Consider the following 16,403-nt stretch of genomic DNA (forward strand, 5'->3'; position numbering starts at 1 on the left):
CGTCCATATGCCTATCTGCGCCGCCAAACGGAACGATCCTACGTGAGAGTCAGACAGCCCCTGCTTGCTCTTCTGCTACTCGCCGCGTTCCTGGGCGGTTGCTCCAGCTTCGACGTTCAGCGTGTGCCGAGCCAGGCGCTGCCGGCTGCAGACTCCGCATTCGGTCGCTCGGTCCAGGCGCAAGCCGCACCCTACAACGGACAATCGGGTTTTCGCCTGCTATCGGACAGCACCGAGGCCTTCACCGCCCGCGCCGAACTGATCCGTAACGCCCAAAGCAGCCTCGACTTGCAGTACTACATCGTGCACGACGGCATCAGCACGCGCATGTTGATCGCGGAGTTGCTCAAGGCCGCCGACCGGGGTGTGCGGGTGCGGGTACTGCTCGACGACACCGCCAGCGACGGCCTGGACCGGGTCATTGCGACCCTCGCCGCGCATCCGAACATTCAGATCCGCGTGTTCAACCCGCTGAATCTGGGCCGCAGTACGGGTGTGACGCGCACCGTGGGCCGGCTGTTCAACCTGTCGCAACAGCATCGACGCATGCATAACAAGTTGTGGCTGGCGGACAACAGCATGGCCATCGTCGGCGGGCGCAATCTGGGGGACGAGTATTACGATGCCGAGCCCAACATGAATTTCACCGACATCGACATGCTCGGTGTCGGTCCGGTCGCCGAGCAACTCGGGCACAGTTTCGACCAGTACTGGAACAGCGCCCTGAGCAAGCCGATCGACGAATTCCTGTCGAGCAAACCCACACCCCGGGACCTGGAAAACACCCGCACCCGACTGGAAGAGTCCCTGGCGGAGACACGCAACCAGAATCACGCGCTCTACAAACACTTGATGACCTTCACCACCCACCCACGCCTGGACATCTGGCGCCGCGAACTGATCTGGGCCTGGAACCAGGCATTGTGGGATGCGCCGAGCAAGGTACTGGCCAAGGGCGAACCCGATCCGCAGTTGCTGCTGACCACGCAACTCGCACCTGAACTCAATAACGTCAGCAAAGAGCTGATCATGATCTCGGCCTACTTTGTGCCCGGCCAGCCGGGGCTGGTGTACCTGACCGGGCGCGCCGATGCCGGCGTTTCCGTGAGTTTGCTGACCAATTCACTGGAAGCCACGGACGTTCCCGCCGTACACGGTGGCTACGCACCCTATCGCAGGGCGCTGCTGGAGCACGGCGTGAAGCTGTACGAATTGCGTAGCCAACCCGGCGAGGAAGGCGGCAGCGGTAGCGGGCCGCATCTGTTTTCCAGCAACGCCTATCACAGCTCTGACTCCAGCCTGCACAGCAAGGCGATGATCTTCGACCAGCAGAAGTCCTTTATCGGTTCGTTCAATTTCGATCCGCGCTCGGTGCTGTGGAACACCGAAGTCGGCGTGCTGGTGGACAGTCCGGAATTGGCTGCACGGGTCCGCGAACTGGCGCTGCAGGGTATGACTCCGGCCCTGAGTTATCAGGTGGAACTGGAAAACGGTCAGATCGTCTGGACCACCGAAGACGACGGAAAAATGCACACCCTAGCCAAGGAGCCAGGGAGTTGGTGGCGGCGCTTCAATGCGTGGATGAGCAATACGGTGGGCCTGGAGAAGATGTTGTAAGACTCGACCGCCACGCTCTCCGATGCTCATCAGGCTGGCTGAGCAGTGCCAAACGCCCCTTGCCGCGACACCACAATCAACACGCCCAAGGCCCCCACCGCCATCAGCAACGGTAACGCATGGCCGTTGATCCACTGGCTGCCGGCACCCGCCAGCAGCGGCCCGACCAGGCAACCAATCCCCCACAGCTGGGCAATGTGCGCGTTAGCCCGCACCAGCGCATCGTCGCGATAACGCTCGCCGATCAGGATCAATGACAAGGTGAACAACCCGCCAGCGCTGGCGCCGAACAGCACCCACAAGGGCCAGATCAGCAGCGTGTCGATCAGCATCGGGATTGCCAGGCTCGACATCAGCAGGACCACCGCACAACCGGTGAACAACGCGCGTCGCGACAAGCGATCAGCCAACGCACCAATCGGCAATTGCAGCACCGCATCGCCGACCACCACCGTACTGACCATCGCCAGGGCGATTTCCGTGGTGAAGCCCTGGCGCAGGCAATAGACCGGCAACAACGTCAGAATCATCGCCTCGAACGCGGCGAACAACGACACAGCCCAGGCAATCGCCGGCAGGCCACGACAGAAAGCGAGCAGATCACTCAAGGTCACGCTGCTGGCCTCGCTGCTCGGCGCGCCACTGCGGCCCAGCAACAGGAACGGAGCAGCCATCAGCAAACCGACGCCCACCCAAAAGCCATAGTCATGCTCGGTACCGAGGAAACCCAGCAACACCGGCCCTGCCAGCTGACTCAAGGCGTAGCTGCTGCCATACAGTGCCACCAACCGCCCGCGCCATTGCTCGACCACCAGTTGATTGATCCAGCTTTCACCGATGATGAATACGAGGGTCAGGATCACCCCGATCATCAGCCGCAGCACCAACCAGATCGGATAGCTCGGCAACAGCGCCAGCAAACCGATCGAAACCGCCCCGGCCCACAGGCACAGGCGCATCAGATTGGCCGTGCCGAATCGCGCCGCCAGATGGCTGGAGATTTTCGCCCCCAATAGGACGCCGATGGCCGGCATCGCCGCCATCACGCCAATGGCAAACGAGCCGTAGCCCCAGCTTTCCAGGCGAAACGACACCAGCGGCATGCTGACACCCAGGGCCAGGCCGACACTCAGGACAGATGCCAAAACGGCGAAATACGTCGCCCAACGCATGTTCCACGCTCCTGTGGATTGATATTTTTTTCAGGACACACAAAACAATGTGGGAGCGGGTTTGCCCGCGAAGAGGTCATCACATCCAACATCAACGTTGGCTGATACACCGCCTTCGCGAGCAAGCCCGCTCCCACAAGGGATCTGTGTCGTTCGGGAGGCCTGCTCTAAAACAGGCCCCTCCCTTAACGACTTACAACTTGATCCAGGTCGCCTTCAGCTCGGTGTACTTGTCGAAAGCATGCAGCGATTTGTCACGACCGTTGCCAGACTGCTTGAAGCCACCGAACGGAGCGGTCATGTCACCACCGTCATACTGGTTGACCCATACGCTACCGGCACGCAGTGCGCGGGCGGTGAGGTGAGCCTTGGAAATGTCAGCCGTCCAGACCGCAGCGGCCAGGCCGTACGGAGTGTCGTTGGCGATCGCGATGGCTTCTTCGGCGCTGTCGAATGCGATGACCGACAGTACCGGGCCGAAGATTTCTTCCTGGGCGATTTTCATCGCGTTGCTCACGCCATCGAAAATCGTCGGTTCAACGTAAGTGCCGCCAGTTTCCTGGAGCGTACGCTTGCCACCGGCCACCAGCTTGGCGCCGTCGGCATGACCAGACTCGATGTAGGACAGTACGGTATTCATCTGCTGGGTATCGACCAGCGCACCAACATTGGTCGCCGGATCCAGCGGGTTACCCGGCTTCCAGGTTTTCAGTGCTTCGATCACCAGCGGCAGGAATTTGTCCTTGATCGAACGCTCCACCAGCAGGCGTGAGCCAGCAGTGCAGACTTCGCCCTGGTTGAAGGCGATGGCACCCGCAGCCGCTTCGGCAGCGTCTTGCAGGTTCGGCGCATCGGCGAACACGATGTTCGGGCTTTTGCCGCCGGCTTCGAGCCAGACGCGCTTCATGTTCGACTCGCCGGAGTAGATCAGCAGTTGCTTGGCGACTTTGGTCGAACCGGTAAACACCAGGGTGTCGACGTCGTTGTGCAGGGCCAACGCCTTGCCGACGGTGTGGCCATAACCCGGCAGCACGTTCAGCACGCCTTTCGGGATGCCGGCTTCGACAGCCAGTTCAGCGATGCGGATGGCGGTCAGCGGGGATTTTTCGGACGGCTTGAGGATCACCGAGTTACCGGTGGACAGCGCAGGACCGAGTTTCCAGCACGCCATCATCAGCGGGAAGTTCCACGGCACGATGGCGCCAACCACGCCCACTGGCTCGCGAGTCACCAGACCCAGCTGATCGTGCGGGGTGGCCGCGACTTCGTCGTAGATCTTGTCGATGGCTTCGCCGCTCCAGCTCAGGGCTTGCGCCGCGCCGGGAACGTCGATGTACAGGGAATCGCTGATCGGCTTGCCCATGTCCAGGGTTTCAAGCAGGGCCAACTCTTCGGCGTGCTGTTTCAGCAGGCCGGCGAAACGGATCATGGTGGATTTGCGCTTGGTCGGCGCCAGGCGCGACCAGACACCGGAATTGAACGTGGCGCGAGCGTTTTCCACGGCGCGCTGGGCATCGGCGGCGTCACAGCTGGCAATCTTGCCCAGCAGACGGCCATCGACCGGGCTGATGCACTCGAAAGTCTCGCCGGAAACGGCGGCGGTGTATTCGCCATTGATATAGGCGCGGCCTTCGATTTTCAGGTCGCGGGCACGTTGCTCCCAGTCGGCACGGGTCAGGGTGGTCATGTGAGTGTCCTCCTCTTATTGATACGACACCCGCGTTCTTCGCGGGCGCTGTCAGGAATTCTGCCCGGCCAGCCTGCTTTTCGGCCCAAGGCATCCACCACCCTAAACCAGCCGCATATGAAGTTTCAATATATTTGACAAAACGCTGGCAAACGGCCTTGCGATGTTCATTTTAATAAACATAGACTTTGGCTTTAACAACCACTCGCACCGCAATGACGGGGGATTAGAACAATGAGCATCCAGAACATCGTCGACTTCAGCCAAGCCACTACCCAGCCCGAGCGCTATCGGCCAGACCCGGCGAAAGTCCTCAAGGGCGACCCGGAACAAGCAGTGTACAACCACTACAACAGCCCCTGCGGCCAGCTGAACGCAGGCGTGTGGGAAGGTGCCGTCGGCCAGTGGCTGGTGAACTTCACCGAGCATGAATACTGCGAAATCGTTCAGGGCGTTTCGGTGCTGCGCGACAACGACGGCAACAGCAAAACCGTGCGCGCTGGCGATCGCTTCGTAATCCCGGCCGGCTTCAAGGGCACTTGGGAAGTGCTGGAGCCATGCCGCAAGATCTACGTGGCGTTTGAACAGAAGGCTTGAACCCAGATCGAAACAGTCGCTGACATTCTGCCGCTGGCCCAAGGCAGCGACACCGGGTAAGACTTGCTGACAGGTGCCACGTTTTTCATCGTCGGGACGGTAACGCACAGGACGTGCGCCCACCCGACGACGTAGGCGCCCCAACCAACAGTCATGCAAGGAGGCAACATGCCAGTCTTACCCGATCAATGCGATCTCGCCATCGCCCAGTACACCATCGGCCGCAAATGCACCCCGGAACTGCTTGAAGAGGTTCGCGCCCTGGCCAATGGCGCGCCAGTGCGAGCCACTGGACCGAAGTACCCTTCGAGCTGGGACCTGCGCCCGCGACGCATCAACCTGCATACCAATGCCGACAGAATCATAGTCAGCATCAACTGCGGCTGATTCGTTTCGGCACTGACAAAACAACTTGATTCCCGCGCAACAAAAAAGGCCCGTATCTCGCGATACGGGCCTTTTTCGTAAGAGGGAAAAATCAATTACTTGATTTTGCCTTCTTTGTAGATCACGTGCTTGCGAACAACCGGATCATATTTCTTGATCTCGATTTTGTCCGGGGTAGTACGCTTGTTCTTGTCGGTAGTGTAGAAGTGACCAGTACCGGCGCTCGAAATCAAACGAATCAATTCACGCATGATTAGCTCCCTTAAACCTTGCCATCGCGGCGAAGTTCGGCCAGCACGACAGTGATGCCACGCTTGTCGATGATACGCATGCCTTTGGCAGATACGCGCAGACGCACAAAACGTTTCTCTTCTTCAACCCAGAAGCGGTGATGCTGCAGGTTCGGCAGGAAACGACGACGGGTTTTGTTGTTTGCGTGGGAAATGTTATTCCCGGTTACCGGACCCTTACCGGTAACTTGACATACTCTAGACATGCCTCAGCCCTCTAAAACCACATGCCCAACCCGGCATGGGTTGGCCGCTTAATCTCTCAGTCATTTGGCGCCAGGCGCCGCGTTTCTTTAGAGGTCTTACCGGCTACACCTACAGTGAAGGAACCGGGCCCCTAGAAAAGAGCGCTGCTTTATACCAGAAAGACTGGAGAGCAACAACATTCAGTGTGCGTAGAATTCACAAAAACCCCGTTTTCCGGACTCCGAGCGCCTTGGACAAAGGCTATCGTCGATGGCGACCGCTCGTCGCAGAGAATCGCTCATCGAGCCAACCAGGGGTTTTGCTCAACCGCTGCACAGCAAAATCTGGCGCCTATAGTCCCCCCAAAATGAAAAAGGGGATAGTCATTTACAAAAGAGCCTACTAGGGTAAGCCTTTTCCAGACTGCACTTGCAGATGGGCCTTCGATCTGTAAAGGAAGCCGACCATGCGCCTCGCTGCCCTACCGCTGTTGCTCGCCCCGCTTCTGCTGAGCCCCCAGGCCTTTGCCGCCGCCCTGAGCGTCTGCACCGAGGCCAGCCCTGAAGGCTTCGACGTGGTGCAGTACAACTCGCTGACCACCACCAACGCCTCGGCCGATGTGTTGATGAATAGCCTGGTGGACTTTGACACGGCCAGTGGCAAAGTGGTCGCCAGCCTCGCCGACAGCTGGGAAGTCAGCCCCGACGGCCTGACCTATGTCTTCAAGCTGCACCCGCAGGTGAAATTCCATCGCACCGAGTACTTCACCCCCACGCGCGACCTGAACGCCGAAGACGTGATTTTCAGCTTCGACCGCATGCTCGACCCGGCCAATGCGTGGCACAAAGTCGCCCAGAGCGGCTTTCCCCATGCGCAATCGATGCAATTGCCTGCACTGATCAAGAAGATCGACGCCCTCGATCCGCAGACCGTGCGCTTCACCCTCGACCACCCGGATTCGACCTTCCTGGCGACCCTGACCATGGGTTTCGCCTCGATCTATTCAGCCGAATACGCCGATAAACTGATGAAGGCCGGCACACCCGAGAAGCTCAACAGCCAGCCGATCGGCACAGGGCCGTTCGTTTTCACCCGTTTCCAGAAGGACGCCTCGGTTCGCTACAAAGCCAACCCCGAATACTTCGGCGGCAAACCCTCTGTAGACCCGCTGATCTTCGCCATCACCCCGGACGCCAATGTGCGCCTGCAGAAATTGCGCCGTAACGAATGCCAGATCGCCCTGTCGCCCAAGCCTCTGGACGTACAGGAAGCGCTGAAAGAGCCAACGCTGAAAGTCGAAAAGACTGACGCGTTCATGACAGCATTCGTCGGCATCAACAGTCAGCATCCGCCACTGGACAAGCCTGAAGTCCGCCAGGCCATCAACCTAGCCTTCGACAAGGCCAACTATGTCAAAGCCGTGTTCGAAAACACTGCCGAGGCGGCCAACGGTCCGTATCCGCCCAACACCTGGAGCTACGCGAAAGGCCTGCCGGGCTACCCTCACGACATCGCGAAGGCCAAAGCCTTGATGGCCAAGGCCGGACTCAAGGACGGCTTCCAGACCACCATCTGGACCCGCCCTTCCGGCAGCCTGCTTAACCCCAACCCAAGCCTTGGCGCTCAACTGCTTCAGTCTGACCTTGCAGAAATCGGCATTCAGGCTGAAATCCGCGTGATCGAATGGGGCGAACTGATCCGCCGCGCCAAAGCCGGTGAGCACGACTTGCTGTTCATGGGCTGGGCTGGCGACAACGGCGACCCGGACAACTTCCTCACGCCGCAGTTTTCCTGCGCCGCGGTCAAGTCCGGCACCAACTTCGCTCGCTACTGCAATCAGGACCTGGACAAGCTGATCAGCGCCGGCAAGACCACTGGCGAGCAAGGTGTGCGCAGCAAGCTCTACGAACAGGCCCAGGCGCAGATCCAGCAGCAGGCGTTGTGGCTGCCTCTTGCCCATCCGACTGCGTTCGCATTGATGCGCAAGGATGTCGAGGGTTACTCGGTCAGCCCGTTCGGACGGCAGGATTACTCGAAGGTGAACTTCAAGTAGTCCACTTCAAACGCAAAACCTGTGGGAGCGGGCTTGCCCGCGATAGCGGACTTTCTGGCAACGCTTGTGCTGAATGTGCCGCCGCCATCGCGGGCAAGCCCGCTCCCACAGGGTTCTGCATTCCCCCACCAGATCTACATCCACCCATACTCAGCCATCGACAACGGATTGCCATCACCAATGATGAAATGGTCGAGCACCCGCACGTCAATCAACTCCAGCGCCTTTTGCAGGCGCTTGGTCAGCACCCGGTCGGACTGACTGGGGTCGGTGTTGCCCGAAGGATGGTTGTGACAGAGGATCAATGCCGCTGCGTTGTGGGCCAAGGCCCGTTTGACGACCTGGCGAGGGTGAACGCTGGTGTTGTCGATAGAACCGCGGAACAGCACCTCAAACGTGAGCACCTGATGCCTGGAATCCAGAAACAGGCAACCGAATACTTCATGAGGCTCGTGGCGCAGCATCGATTTGAGGTACTCACGTACTGCCTGCGGATTTTCCAGCACCGATCTATGACGCAAACGTTCGGCCAGATGGCGCCGGCCCATTTCCAGTACTGCCTGTAACTGCGCGAATTTTGCCGGCCCCAGCCCCAAGTGCTCACTGAACGTTTTGAGATCGGCTTCCAACAACGAACGCAGACTGCCAAATTGACTCAGTAGATGTCGCGCCAGGTCCACCGCACTTTTTCCGGCCACGCCGGTTCGTAGAAAGATAGCCAGCAACTCGGCATCGGAAAGACTCTCCGAACCCTGCTCAAGCAACTTCTCCCGTGGCCGTTCCGCCGCCGGCCAATCGCGAATACTCATAGCACCTCCCTGTCTGTGGGCACCGCTGTTCCGTAGCGGTCGCTGTGATATCGTAGCCCATCTTTTTTTGCGGGCGAATTCATCCTGGGGAGGGGGTTTCGCCACGTATGTCACCAACGAATTGAAAGGCAGGCCTATGCAGCGGCTGTATCGGAAACGCATTGTTCTGGGCGTCGGCGGCGGTATCGCTGCCTACAAAAGCGCCGACCTGGTTCGCCGCCTGATCGATCAGGGCGCCGAAGTGCGCGTGGTCATGACCCGTGGCGGCGCAGAGTTCATCACCCCGCTGACCATGCAGGCCCTGTCCGGGCACCCGGTCCACCTGGACCTGCTGGACCCGGCGGCCGAAGCGGCCATGGGCCACATCGAACTGGCCAAATGGGCCGATCTGGTGCTGATCGCTCCCGGCACCGCAGACCTGATCGCCCGTCTGGCCCAAGGCATTGCCAATGATCTGCTGACCACGCTGGTGCTGGCCACCGACGCAGTGGTCGCCGTTGCACCGGCAATGAACCAGGCCATGTGGCGCGATCCGGCGACCCAGGCCAACCTGCAAACCCTCGAAAGCCGCAACATCAAGGTCTTCGGCCCGGCCTCCGGCAGCCAGGCCTGCGGCGACGTCGGCCTGGGGCGCATGCTCGAAGCCCTTGAACTGGCCCAGTGCGCCGCCGACTGCTTCCAGCGTCAGGCACTGACTGGCAAACACGTGCTGATCACGGCCGGCCCGACCCAGGAAAACATCGACCCGGTGCGCTACATCACCAACCACAGTTCCGGAAAAATGGGCTTTGCCCTGGCCGAAGCCGCCGTGGAAGCCGGTGCCCGCGTAACCCTGATCACCGGCCCTGTGCACCTGCAGACCCCGGATCGCGTCACCCGCATCGACGTGGTCAGCGCCCGCGACATGCTCGCAGCCTGCGAAGCGGCGATCCCTTGCGACCTGTTCATCGCCTCGGCAGCGGTCGCGGATTACCGCCCGGAAGTCGTTGCCCCACAGAAACTCAAGAAAGATCCTACGAACGGCGACGGCTTGTTGCTACAGATGGTGCGTAATCCGGACATCCTGGCCACCATCGCCACCCGCCCCGACCGCCCGTTCAGTGTCGGTTTCGCCGCCGAGACCGAACACCTGCTCGATTACGCTGCACGCAAGTTGAAAGACAAGAACCTCGATCTGATCGTCGCCAACGACGTCGCCAATCCGAGCATTGGCTTCAACAGCGAAGAAAACGCCTGCAGCGTCATCGACCGCGAGCTTCACGCCACACTTTTCGCCCAGACCAGCAAGAGCAAGATTGCTCGCCAGCTGATCACTTTTATCGCCGAACGTCTGAACCAGGTTTAATTTACATGCACGCTTTGCAAGCCAAGATCCTCGACCCTCGCATCGGTACCGAATTCCCGCTGCCGCAATACGCCACACCAGGCTCCGCCGGCCTCGACCTGCGCGCCATGCTGGAACAGGACACCGTGATCAAGCCGGGTGAAACCGTGCTGATTCCCACCGGCCTGTCGGTCTACATCGGTGACCCGAACCTGGCAGCGCTGATTCTGCCGCGCTCGGGGATGGGCCATAAGCACGGCATCGTGCTGGGCAACCTGGTGGGGCTGATCGACTCCGACTACCAGGGCCCATTGATGGTCTCTTGCTGGAACCGTGGCCAGACCGAATTCACCATGCCGGTCGGCGAGCGCCTGGCGCAACTGGTGTTGGTACCGGTGGTGCAGGCTCACTTCGAGATGGTTGAAGAGTTTGTTGAAACCGAACGCGGCACTGGCGGTTTCGGCCATACCGGTACCCGTTGATTCGATAGAGACCCATTGTGGCGAGGGAGCTCGCCACAAAATTCAAAATGTCATCTTCAAGGTTTAGCTCCGAAAATCAAGGCATTGCCCGGTCAAACCCCTGTCATCAGGGGCGTCATGGCCCTTTCATACCACGAACTCTCTGTGGAAAACGCCGTCATACCCTTCAGTTTGAACCTGCCGCCAAATGAACCGGCGGCCTGTCCAGTCACTTTCGAGATGGAGCATTTCCACAGATGAACACCCCGGCCAAAGTCGCACCCAAGTTCCCTGACAGCATCTTCCGCGCCTACGACATCCGCGGCACCGTCCCGGAATTCCTGAACGCCGAAACCGCTTACTGGATCGGCCGCGCCGTCGGCTCCCAAAGCCTGGCCCAGGGCGAGCCAAACGTGTCCGTCGGTCGCGATGGCCGTCTGTCCGGCCCGGAACTGGTCGCACAACTGATCAAAGGCATCGCCGACAGCGGCTGCCACGTCAGTGATGTCGGCCTGGTCCCGACTCCGGCGCTCTACTACGCCGCCAACGTGCTGGCCGGCAAATCCGGTGTGATGCTCACCGGCAGCCACAACCCGTCGAACTACAACGGCTTCAAGATCGTCATTGCCGGCGACACACTGGCCAACGAACAGATCCAGGCCCTGCACGACCGCCTCAAGACCAACGACCTGAGCAGCGGCCAGGGCAGCATCACCCAGGTCGAGATCCTCGACCGCTACACCACCGAAATCGTCCAGGACATCAAGCTGGCCCGTCGCCTGAAAGTGGTCGTCGACTGCGGCAACGGCGCGGCCGGCGTGATCGCCCCGCAACTGATCGAAGCGCTGAACTGCGAAGTCATTCCACTGTTTTGTGAGGTCGACGGCAACTTCCCGAACCACCACCCGGACCCGGGAAAGCCTGAAAACCTCGTGGACCTGATCGCCAAGGTCAAGGAAACCAACGCTGACATCGGCCTGGCCTTCGACGGCGATGGCGACCGCGTCGGCGTGGTGACCAACACCGGCAGCATCGTCTACCCGGACCGCCTGCTGATGCTGTTCGCCCGCGACGTCGTGGCGCGCAACCCGGGCGCCGAGATCATCTTCGACGTCAAATGCACCCGTCGCCTGTTTGCGCTGATCAAGGAATACGGCGGCCGGTCGTTAATGTGGAAGACCGGTCACTCGTTGATCAAAAAGAAAATGAAACAATCCGGCGCCCTGCTGGCTGGCGAAATGAGCGGGCACATCTTCTTCAAGGAGCGCTGGTTCGGTTTCGACGACGGCATCTACAGCGCCGCACGCTTGCTGGAGATCCTCAGCAAGGAAAAATCCTCGGCCGAAGAGCTGTTCGCGACCTTCCCGAACGATATTTCTACGCCGGAAATCAATATCCATGTGACCGAAGAGAGCAAATTCAGCATCATTGATGCATTGCACGATGCACAGTGGGGCGAAGGCGCTGACCTGACCACCATTGACGGCGTGCGAGTCGACTATGCCAAAGGCTGGGGCCTGGTACGCGCATCCAACACCACACCGGTGCTGGTGCTGCGTTTCGAGGCCGATGACGAGGCTGAATTGCAACGCATCAAGGACGTTTTCCACGCCCAGTTGAAGCGTGTTGCACCTGATCTCCAACTACCGTTCTGATTCACCCGGAGCCCTGAATGACCCTCGAACGCGAAGCCGCCGCCAACACCGCCAAGGTCCTGTCCGAAGCGTTGCCTTACATCCGCCGTTATGTCGGCAAGACACTGGTGATCAAATACGGCGGCAACGCGATGGAAAGCGAGGAGCTGAAAACCGGCTTCGCCCGCGACATCGTGCTGATGAAGGCCGTGGGCATCAACCCGGTGGTGGTTCACGGTGGCGGCCCGCAAATCGGTGACCTGCTCAAGCGCCTGTCGATCGAGAGCCATTTCGTCGACGGTATGCGCGTCACCGATGCCGCGACCATGGACGTGGTGGAAATGGTCCTCGGCGGCCAGGTCAACAAGGACATCGTCAACCTGATCAACCGTCATGGCGGCAGCGCTATCGGCCTGACCGGTAAAGACGCCGAGCTGATTCGCGCGAAGAAGCTCACCGTTACCCGTCAGACGCCGGAAATGACCACCCCGGAAATCATCGACATCGGCCATGTGGGCGAAGTAGTTGGCATCAATACCGACCTGCTGAACCTGTTGGTCAAGGGCGATTTCATTCCGGTGATCGCGCCCATCGGCGTCGGCGCCAACGGCGAGTCGTACAACATCAACGCTGACCTGGTGGCCGGTAAAGTCGCCGAAGCGCTGAAAGCCGAGAAACTGATGCTGCTGACCAACATCGCCGGCCTGATGGACAAGTCGGGCACGGTCCTGACCGGCCTGACAACCCAGCAAGTCGACGACCTGATCGCCGACGGCACCATCTACGGCGGCATGCTGCCGAAGATCCGCTGCGCACTGGAAGCGGTCCAGGGCGGTGTGGGCAGCTCGCTGATCATCGACGGTCGCGTGCCGAACGCGATCCTGCTGGAAATCTTCACCGATACCGGCGTGGGCACCCTGATCAGCAATCGCAAGCGTCCTTAAGCGATAGCGCAAACAAAAAGACCCCGCTCGGCCTGGCTGAGCGGGGTCTTTTTTATTCCACAGTCCCTGTAGGAGCGAGCTTGCTCGCGAAAAACGTCAACGATAACGCGGGGCGCCTGGCGAAAAGCGGCGCCCTGACGTGCATCGCGAGCAAGCTCGCTCCTACAAGGCAATAGCGATTAAACGCCGAATTGTGCGCGGTAGGCTTCCACGGCTGGCAGATGCTGCTTGAGCTGCGGATCGTCCGCGAGGAATTCCAGCACCTGATTCAGCGAAACGATGCTGATGACCGGAATGCCAAAGTCACGCTCGACTTCCTGGATCGCCGACAACTCGCCGTTGCCACGCTCCTGACGGTTCAGGGCAATCAGCACGCCGGCTGCCTTGGCGCCGTCCTGTGAAGCGATGATTTGCATCACTTCACGGATCGCGGTGCCGGCGGTGATCACGTCGTCGATGATCAGAACGTCGCCGGTCAGGGGTGCGCCAACCAGGCTACCGCCTTCGCCGTGGGCCTTGGCTTCCTTGCGGTTGAAGCACCATGGCAGGTCACGGTTGTGATGTTCGGCCAGGGCCACGGCGGTGGTCGCCGCCAACGGGATGCCCTTGTAGGCCGGGCCAAACAGCACGTCGAAGGGAATGCCACTTTCGGCGATAGCTGCGGCGTAGAAGCGCCCCAGCTGCGCCAGGGCCGAACCCGAGTTGAACAAGCCGGCGTTGAAGAAGTAAGGACTGGTACGCCCGGACTTCAGGGTGAACTCACCGAAGCGCAAAACGCCGCGATCGATGGCAAAACGAATGAAATCGCGCTGATACGCTTGCATGAAAAAAACCCCAAATACCACGGATTTAGCTAATTAGCTTGACGCCGTGTATCATACACGCACGCGATTTTTGGGGCCATTTATGCGGATCATCAGTGTGAACGTCAATGGTATTCAGGCTGCAGTCGAGCGTGGTTTGCTCAGTTGGCTGCAAGCACAGAATGCCGACGTCATCTGCCTGCAGGACACCCGTGCCTCCGCCTTTGAACTGGATGACCCAGCCTTCCAACTGGATGGCTACTTCCTTTATGCCTGCGATGCTGAAGTCCCTGCCCAAGGCGGTGTGGCTTTGTATTCGCGGTTGCAACCGAAGGCTGTCATCAGCGGTCTCGGTTTCGAGACGGCCGACCGCTACGGGCGCTACCTGCAAGCCGATTTCGACAAGGTCAGCATCGCGACCTTGCTGCTCCCTTCGGGGCAGAACGGCGATGAAGACTTGAACCAGAAGTTCAAGCTAATGGACGACTTCGCCCGTTATCTGGATAAACAGCGGCGCAAACGTCGCGAGTACATTTATTGTGGCTCGCTGTACGTGGCGCAACAAAAGCTGGATATCAAGAACTGGCGCGACAGCCAGCAATCTCCGGGCTTCCTGGCACCTGAACGTGCCTGGATGGACGAAATTGTCGGCAACATGGGTTATGTCGACGCCCTGCGTGAAGTCAGCCGTGAAGGCGACCAGTACAGCTGGTGGCCGGACAACGAACAGGCGGAGATGCTCAACCTCGGTTGGCGCTTCGACTATCAACTGCTGACCCCGGGCCTGCGCCGCTTCGTACGCAGCGCACGCCTGCCACGCCAGCCGCGGTTCTCGCAACACGCGCCGCTGATCGTGGACTACGACTGGACGCTGACGATCTAAGTGATTTTTCACTGGGCGGCCTGATAGACAGTTGAAAAAATGCCCGTATCGCAAGATACGGGCATTTTTTATGACCTGCGTTTCAGTGACTCGAACTTCAGCCTGCGGCGAATAACGGCAGTGCCAAGTACAACTTGATCACGATGACATTAACAATGTCGATGAAGAAAGCACCCACCATTGGCACCACCAGGAACGCTATCTGAGAAGGCCCATAGCGCTGTGTCACCGCTTGCATATTGGCGATGGCCGTTGGCGTGGCACCCAGTCCGAAACCGCAATGCCCTGCCGCCAATACAGCCGCGTCGTAGTTACTGCCCATCATCCTGAATGTCACAAAAATCGCAAACAGGGCCATGACCAACGTTTGCGCAGCCAGGATGATAAAGATCGGCAACGCCAGTGCAGCCAGATCCCACAACTTGAGCGACATCAGAGCGATTGCCAAAAACAGCGACAAACTGACATTCCCCAGCACGGAGACTTCTCGCTCAAACACCTGATACACGCCAAGCGCCGAAAGCCCGTTCCGTAAAAGCACGCCCACGAACAACACGCAAACAAACGTCGGTAACTCAAATGCGGTTCCCTGAAGCCACCCATTCAGGAGTGAGCCCGCCAGCAGGCTGACAGCGATCAAAGCCAGTGTCTCGACTAGCGAAAACGACGTGATCGAGCGCTCTTTGTTCGGTTGTTCAAAGCCCTTGGGCAGCCGTGGCTTTTCCTGCTCGCAGCCGGGTGTCTGGACACGACTGATGAGCAGGCGGGCAACAGGCCCACCAATCAAGCCGCCCAGCACCAGGCCAAACGTTGCAGAAGCCATTGCCAACTCAGAGGCAGAGGCCAGACCGAACTTCTCGCTGAACGTCGCCCCCCATGCAGCACCTGTACCGTGCCCGCCTGCCAGAGTAATCGAGCCTGTCAACAAGCCCATCAACGGATCGAGCCCCAACGCCGTTGCGAGCCCGATGCCCATGGCATTCTGGATCATCAGAAGTCCGACAACCGCCAGCAGAAAGATCCCCACTATGCGTCCGCCCTTCTTCAGGCTGGCGAAGTCTGCGCTCAAGCCAATCGTGGCAAAAAACGCCAACATCAAGGGAGTTTGCAGCGAGGTATCAAATCGGATTTCAATATCGAGAGTTCTCAAAGCCAGAAGACCCAAGGCAACCACCAGACCGCCTGCTACAGGTTCCGGGATATTATAAGTACGTAAAAAACCGACACGCGAGACAAGAGCGCGCCCCAACAAAAGTACTAAAGAGGCGGCGACAAGTGTTCCATAAAAATCGAGCTGAAGCATTTGGGATATTCTTGCTTTTACATTCAGGGGCGAACTTTTTACCTGGACACGCCTCTTGAACAGGTTGATCAATCTCAACACTGACTAGTATTAGATTCAGAGGCCGTCAATGGCCAGAATATATCGAAATATTTCTTTATAAATATTACTTGCGGCAACTTTATCAATCGCCAAGTCTCATTGCCAAGCATACAAGCCGTACTGAGCTTTGCAGTTTGTGACTAAACGTGTAAGAAATTTTATTTGCACGAAT

General features: G+C 59.2%; 15 protein-coding genes and 1 pseudogene. 9 read left to right on the forward strand and 7 right to left on the reverse strand.

Going from position 1 to position 16,403, the window contains the following annotated elements:
• Nucleotides 1-42 precede the first annotated feature (42 nt).
• Entirely contained in the window at nucleotides 43-1,617 is a 1,575-nt protein-coding gene (locus tag AC3IT9_RS28445; RefSeq protein ID WP_489271507.1) for a phospholipase D family protein, read from the forward strand.
• 29 nt (nucleotides 1,618-1,646) lie between these two features.
• Here the strand turns inward: AC3IT9_RS28445 and AC3IT9_RS28450 are convergent, their stop codons facing one another.
• Together AC3IT9_RS28450 and AC3IT9_RS28455 are read right to left on the reverse strand one after the other, a co-directional pair.
• Nucleotides 1,647-2,789 carry an MFS transporter gene (locus AC3IT9_RS28450; protein ID WP_489271508.1) on the reverse strand — a complete coding sequence of 381 codons (1,143 nt, stop codon included), beginning with the start codon at nucleotides 2,787-2,789 and terminating at the stop codon, nucleotides 1,647-1,649.
• A 193-nt stretch (nucleotides 2,790-2,982) separates the two neighbouring features.
• Nucleotides 2,983-4,476, reverse strand: a complete 1,494-nt coding sequence (locus tag AC3IT9_RS28455; RefSeq protein WP_489271509.1) for an aldehyde dehydrogenase — start codon at nucleotides 4,474-4,476, stop codon at nucleotides 2,983-2,985.
• A gap of 234 nt (nucleotides 4,477-4,710) precedes the next feature.
• On the opposite strand from AC3IT9_RS28455, the gene AC3IT9_RS28460 reads away from it, so the two are divergent.
• Together AC3IT9_RS28460 and AC3IT9_RS28465 are read left to right on the forward strand one after the other, a co-directional pair.
• Nucleotides 4,711-5,073 carry a cupin domain-containing protein gene (locus AC3IT9_RS28460; RefSeq protein ID WP_150724895.1) on the forward strand — a complete coding sequence of 121 codons (363 nt, stop codon included), beginning with the start codon at nucleotides 4,711-4,713 and terminating at the stop codon, nucleotides 5,071-5,073.
• Between the two features lie 168 nt (nucleotides 5,074-5,241).
• Nucleotides 5,242-5,460, forward strand: coding sequence for a peptidase inhibitor (locus AC3IT9_RS28465; protein ID WP_489271510.1), 219 nt, complete (start codon nucleotides 5,242-5,244; stop codon nucleotides 5,458-5,460).
• 95 nt (nucleotides 5,461-5,555) lie between these two features.
• Here AC3IT9_RS28465 and rpmG read toward each other — a convergent pair whose 3' ends face one another.
• On the reverse strand, nucleotides 5,556-5,711 hold the full coding sequence (rpmG, locus tag AC3IT9_RS28470) for a 50S ribosomal protein L33 (RefSeq protein ID WP_003177274.1): 156 nt from the start codon (nucleotides 5,709-5,711) through the stop codon (nucleotides 5,556-5,558).
• Between the two features lie 11 nt (nucleotides 5,712-5,722).
• A complete protein-coding gene (rpmB, locus tag AC3IT9_RS28475) occupies nucleotides 5,723-5,956 on the reverse strand; it encodes a 50S ribosomal protein L28 (protein ID WP_007975166.1) in 234 nt (77 codons plus the stop codon).
• A 446-nt stretch (nucleotides 5,957-6,402) separates the two neighbouring features.
• Here rpmB and AC3IT9_RS28480 point away from each other — a divergent pair, with 446 nt between their 5' ends.
• Nucleotides 6,403-7,989 carry an ABC transporter substrate-binding protein gene (locus tag AC3IT9_RS28480; RefSeq protein WP_489271511.1) on the forward strand — a complete coding sequence of 529 codons (1,587 nt, stop codon included), beginning with the start codon at nucleotides 6,403-6,405 and terminating at the stop codon, nucleotides 7,987-7,989.
• Nucleotides 7,990-8,123: 134 nt separating this feature from the next.
• Here AC3IT9_RS28480 and radC read toward each other — a convergent pair whose 3' ends face one another.
• On the reverse strand, nucleotides 8,124-8,798 hold the full coding sequence (gene radC / locus AC3IT9_RS28485) for a RadC family protein (protein ID WP_489271512.1): 675 nt from the start codon (nucleotides 8,796-8,798) through the stop codon (nucleotides 8,124-8,126).
• Nucleotides 8,799-8,934: 136 nt separating this feature from the next.
• Between radC and coaBC the strand changes: the two genes are divergently transcribed.
• The 4 genes and pseudogenes from coaBC (at nucleotide 8,935) to argB (ending at nucleotide 13,161) form a co-directional block, all read left to right on the forward strand.
• Nucleotides 8,935-10,143 carry a bifunctional phosphopantothenoylcysteine decarboxylase/phosphopantothenate--cysteine ligase CoaBC gene (coaBC, locus tag AC3IT9_RS28490; RefSeq protein WP_151214294.1) on the forward strand — a complete coding sequence of 403 codons (1,209 nt, stop codon included), beginning with the start codon at nucleotides 8,935-8,937 and terminating at the stop codon, nucleotides 10,141-10,143.
• A 5-nt stretch (nucleotides 10,144-10,148) separates the two neighbouring features.
• Nucleotides 10,149-10,604, forward strand: coding sequence for a dUTP diphosphatase (gene dut / locus AC3IT9_RS28495; protein ID WP_007975171.1), 456 nt, complete (start codon nucleotides 10,149-10,151; stop codon nucleotides 10,602-10,604).
• A gap of 257 nt (nucleotides 10,605-10,861) precedes the next feature.
• Nucleotides 10,862-12,238, forward strand: a pseudogene (locus tag AC3IT9_RS28500) (phosphomannomutase/phosphoglucomutase); the annotation flags it as partial.
• Nucleotides 12,239-12,255: 17 nt separating this feature from the next.
• On the forward strand, nucleotides 12,256-13,161 hold the full coding sequence (argB, locus tag AC3IT9_RS28505; RefSeq protein ID WP_008047078.1) for an acetylglutamate kinase: 906 nt from the start codon (nucleotides 12,256-12,258) through the stop codon (nucleotides 13,159-13,161).
• 179 nt (nucleotides 13,162-13,340) lie between these two features.
• On the opposite strand, the gene pyrE is transcribed toward argB, so the two are convergent.
• Entirely contained in the window at nucleotides 13,341-13,985 is a 645-nt protein-coding gene (pyrE, locus tag AC3IT9_RS28510; protein WP_011336558.1) for an orotate phosphoribosyltransferase, read from the reverse strand.
• 82 nt (nucleotides 13,986-14,067) lie between these two features.
• Here pyrE and crc point away from each other — a divergent pair, with 82 nt between their 5' ends.
• Entirely contained in the window at nucleotides 14,068-14,847 is a 780-nt protein-coding gene (gene crc / locus AC3IT9_RS28515; protein ID WP_003176915.1) for a catabolite repression control protein Crc, read from the forward strand.
• A gap of 97 nt (nucleotides 14,848-14,944) precedes the next feature.
• Here crc and gltS read toward each other — a convergent pair whose 3' ends face one another.
• Entirely contained in the window at nucleotides 14,945-16,150 is a 1,206-nt protein-coding gene (gene gltS / locus AC3IT9_RS28520) for a sodium/glutamate symporter (protein WP_150724888.1), read from the reverse strand.
• Nucleotides 16,151-16,403: the final 253 nt, after the last annotated feature.

Source organism: Pseudomonas sp. KH_046_1 (genome assembly GCF_057839025.1).

What these genes read in the sequence shown, in the direction of transcription:
- AC3IT9_RS28450 (WP_489271508.1), bottom strand. Translation starts at nt 2,789, where the DNA reads ATGCGTTGGGCGACGTATTTCGCCGTTTTGGCATCTGTCCTGAGTGTC.
- AC3IT9_RS28455 (WP_489271509.1), bottom strand. Translation starts at nt 4,476, where the DNA reads ATGACCACCCTGACCCGTGCCGACTGGGAGCAACGTGCCCGCGACCTG.
- AC3IT9_RS28460 (WP_150724895.1), top strand. Translation starts at nt 4,711, where the DNA reads ATGAGCATCCAGAACATCGTCGACTTCAGCCAAGCCACTACCCAGCCC.
- AC3IT9_RS28465 (WP_489271510.1), top strand. Translation starts at nt 5,242, where the DNA reads ATGCCAGTCTTACCCGATCAATGCGATCTCGCCATCGCCCAGTACACC.
- rpmG (WP_003177274.1), bottom strand. Translation starts at nt 5,711, where the DNA reads ATGCGTGAATTGATTCGTTTGATTTCGAGCGCCGGTACTGGTCACTTC.
- rpmB (WP_007975166.1), bottom strand. Translation starts at nt 5,956, where the DNA reads ATGTCTAGAGTATGTCAAGTTACCGGTAAGGGTCCGGTAACCGGGAAT.
- AC3IT9_RS28480 (WP_489271511.1), top strand. Translation starts at nt 6,403, where the DNA reads ATGCGCCTCGCTGCCCTACCGCTGTTGCTCGCCCCGCTTCTGCTGAGC.
- radC (WP_489271512.1), bottom strand. Translation starts at nt 8,798, where the DNA reads ATGAGTATTCGCGATTGGCCGGCGGCGGAACGGCCACGGGAGAAGTTG.
- coaBC (WP_151214294.1), top strand. Translation starts at nt 8,935, where the DNA reads ATGCAGCGGCTGTATCGGAAACGCATTGTTCTGGGCGTCGGCGGCGGT.
- dut (WP_007975171.1), top strand. Translation starts at nt 10,149, where the DNA reads ATGCACGCTTTGCAAGCCAAGATCCTCGACCCTCGCATCGGTACCGAA.
- argB (WP_008047078.1), top strand. Translation starts at nt 12,256, where the DNA reads ATGACCCTCGAACGCGAAGCCGCCGCCAACACCGCCAAGGTCCTGTCC.
- pyrE (WP_011336558.1), bottom strand. Translation starts at nt 13,985, where the DNA reads ATGCAAGCGTATCAGCGCGATTTCATTCGTTTTGCCATCGATCGCGGC.
- crc (WP_003176915.1), top strand. Translation starts at nt 14,068, where the DNA reads ATGCGGATCATCAGTGTGAACGTCAATGGTATTCAGGCTGCAGTCGAG.
- gltS (WP_150724888.1), bottom strand. Translation starts at nt 16,150, where the DNA reads ATGCTTCAGCTCGATTTTTATGGAACACTTGTCGCCGCCTCTTTAGTA.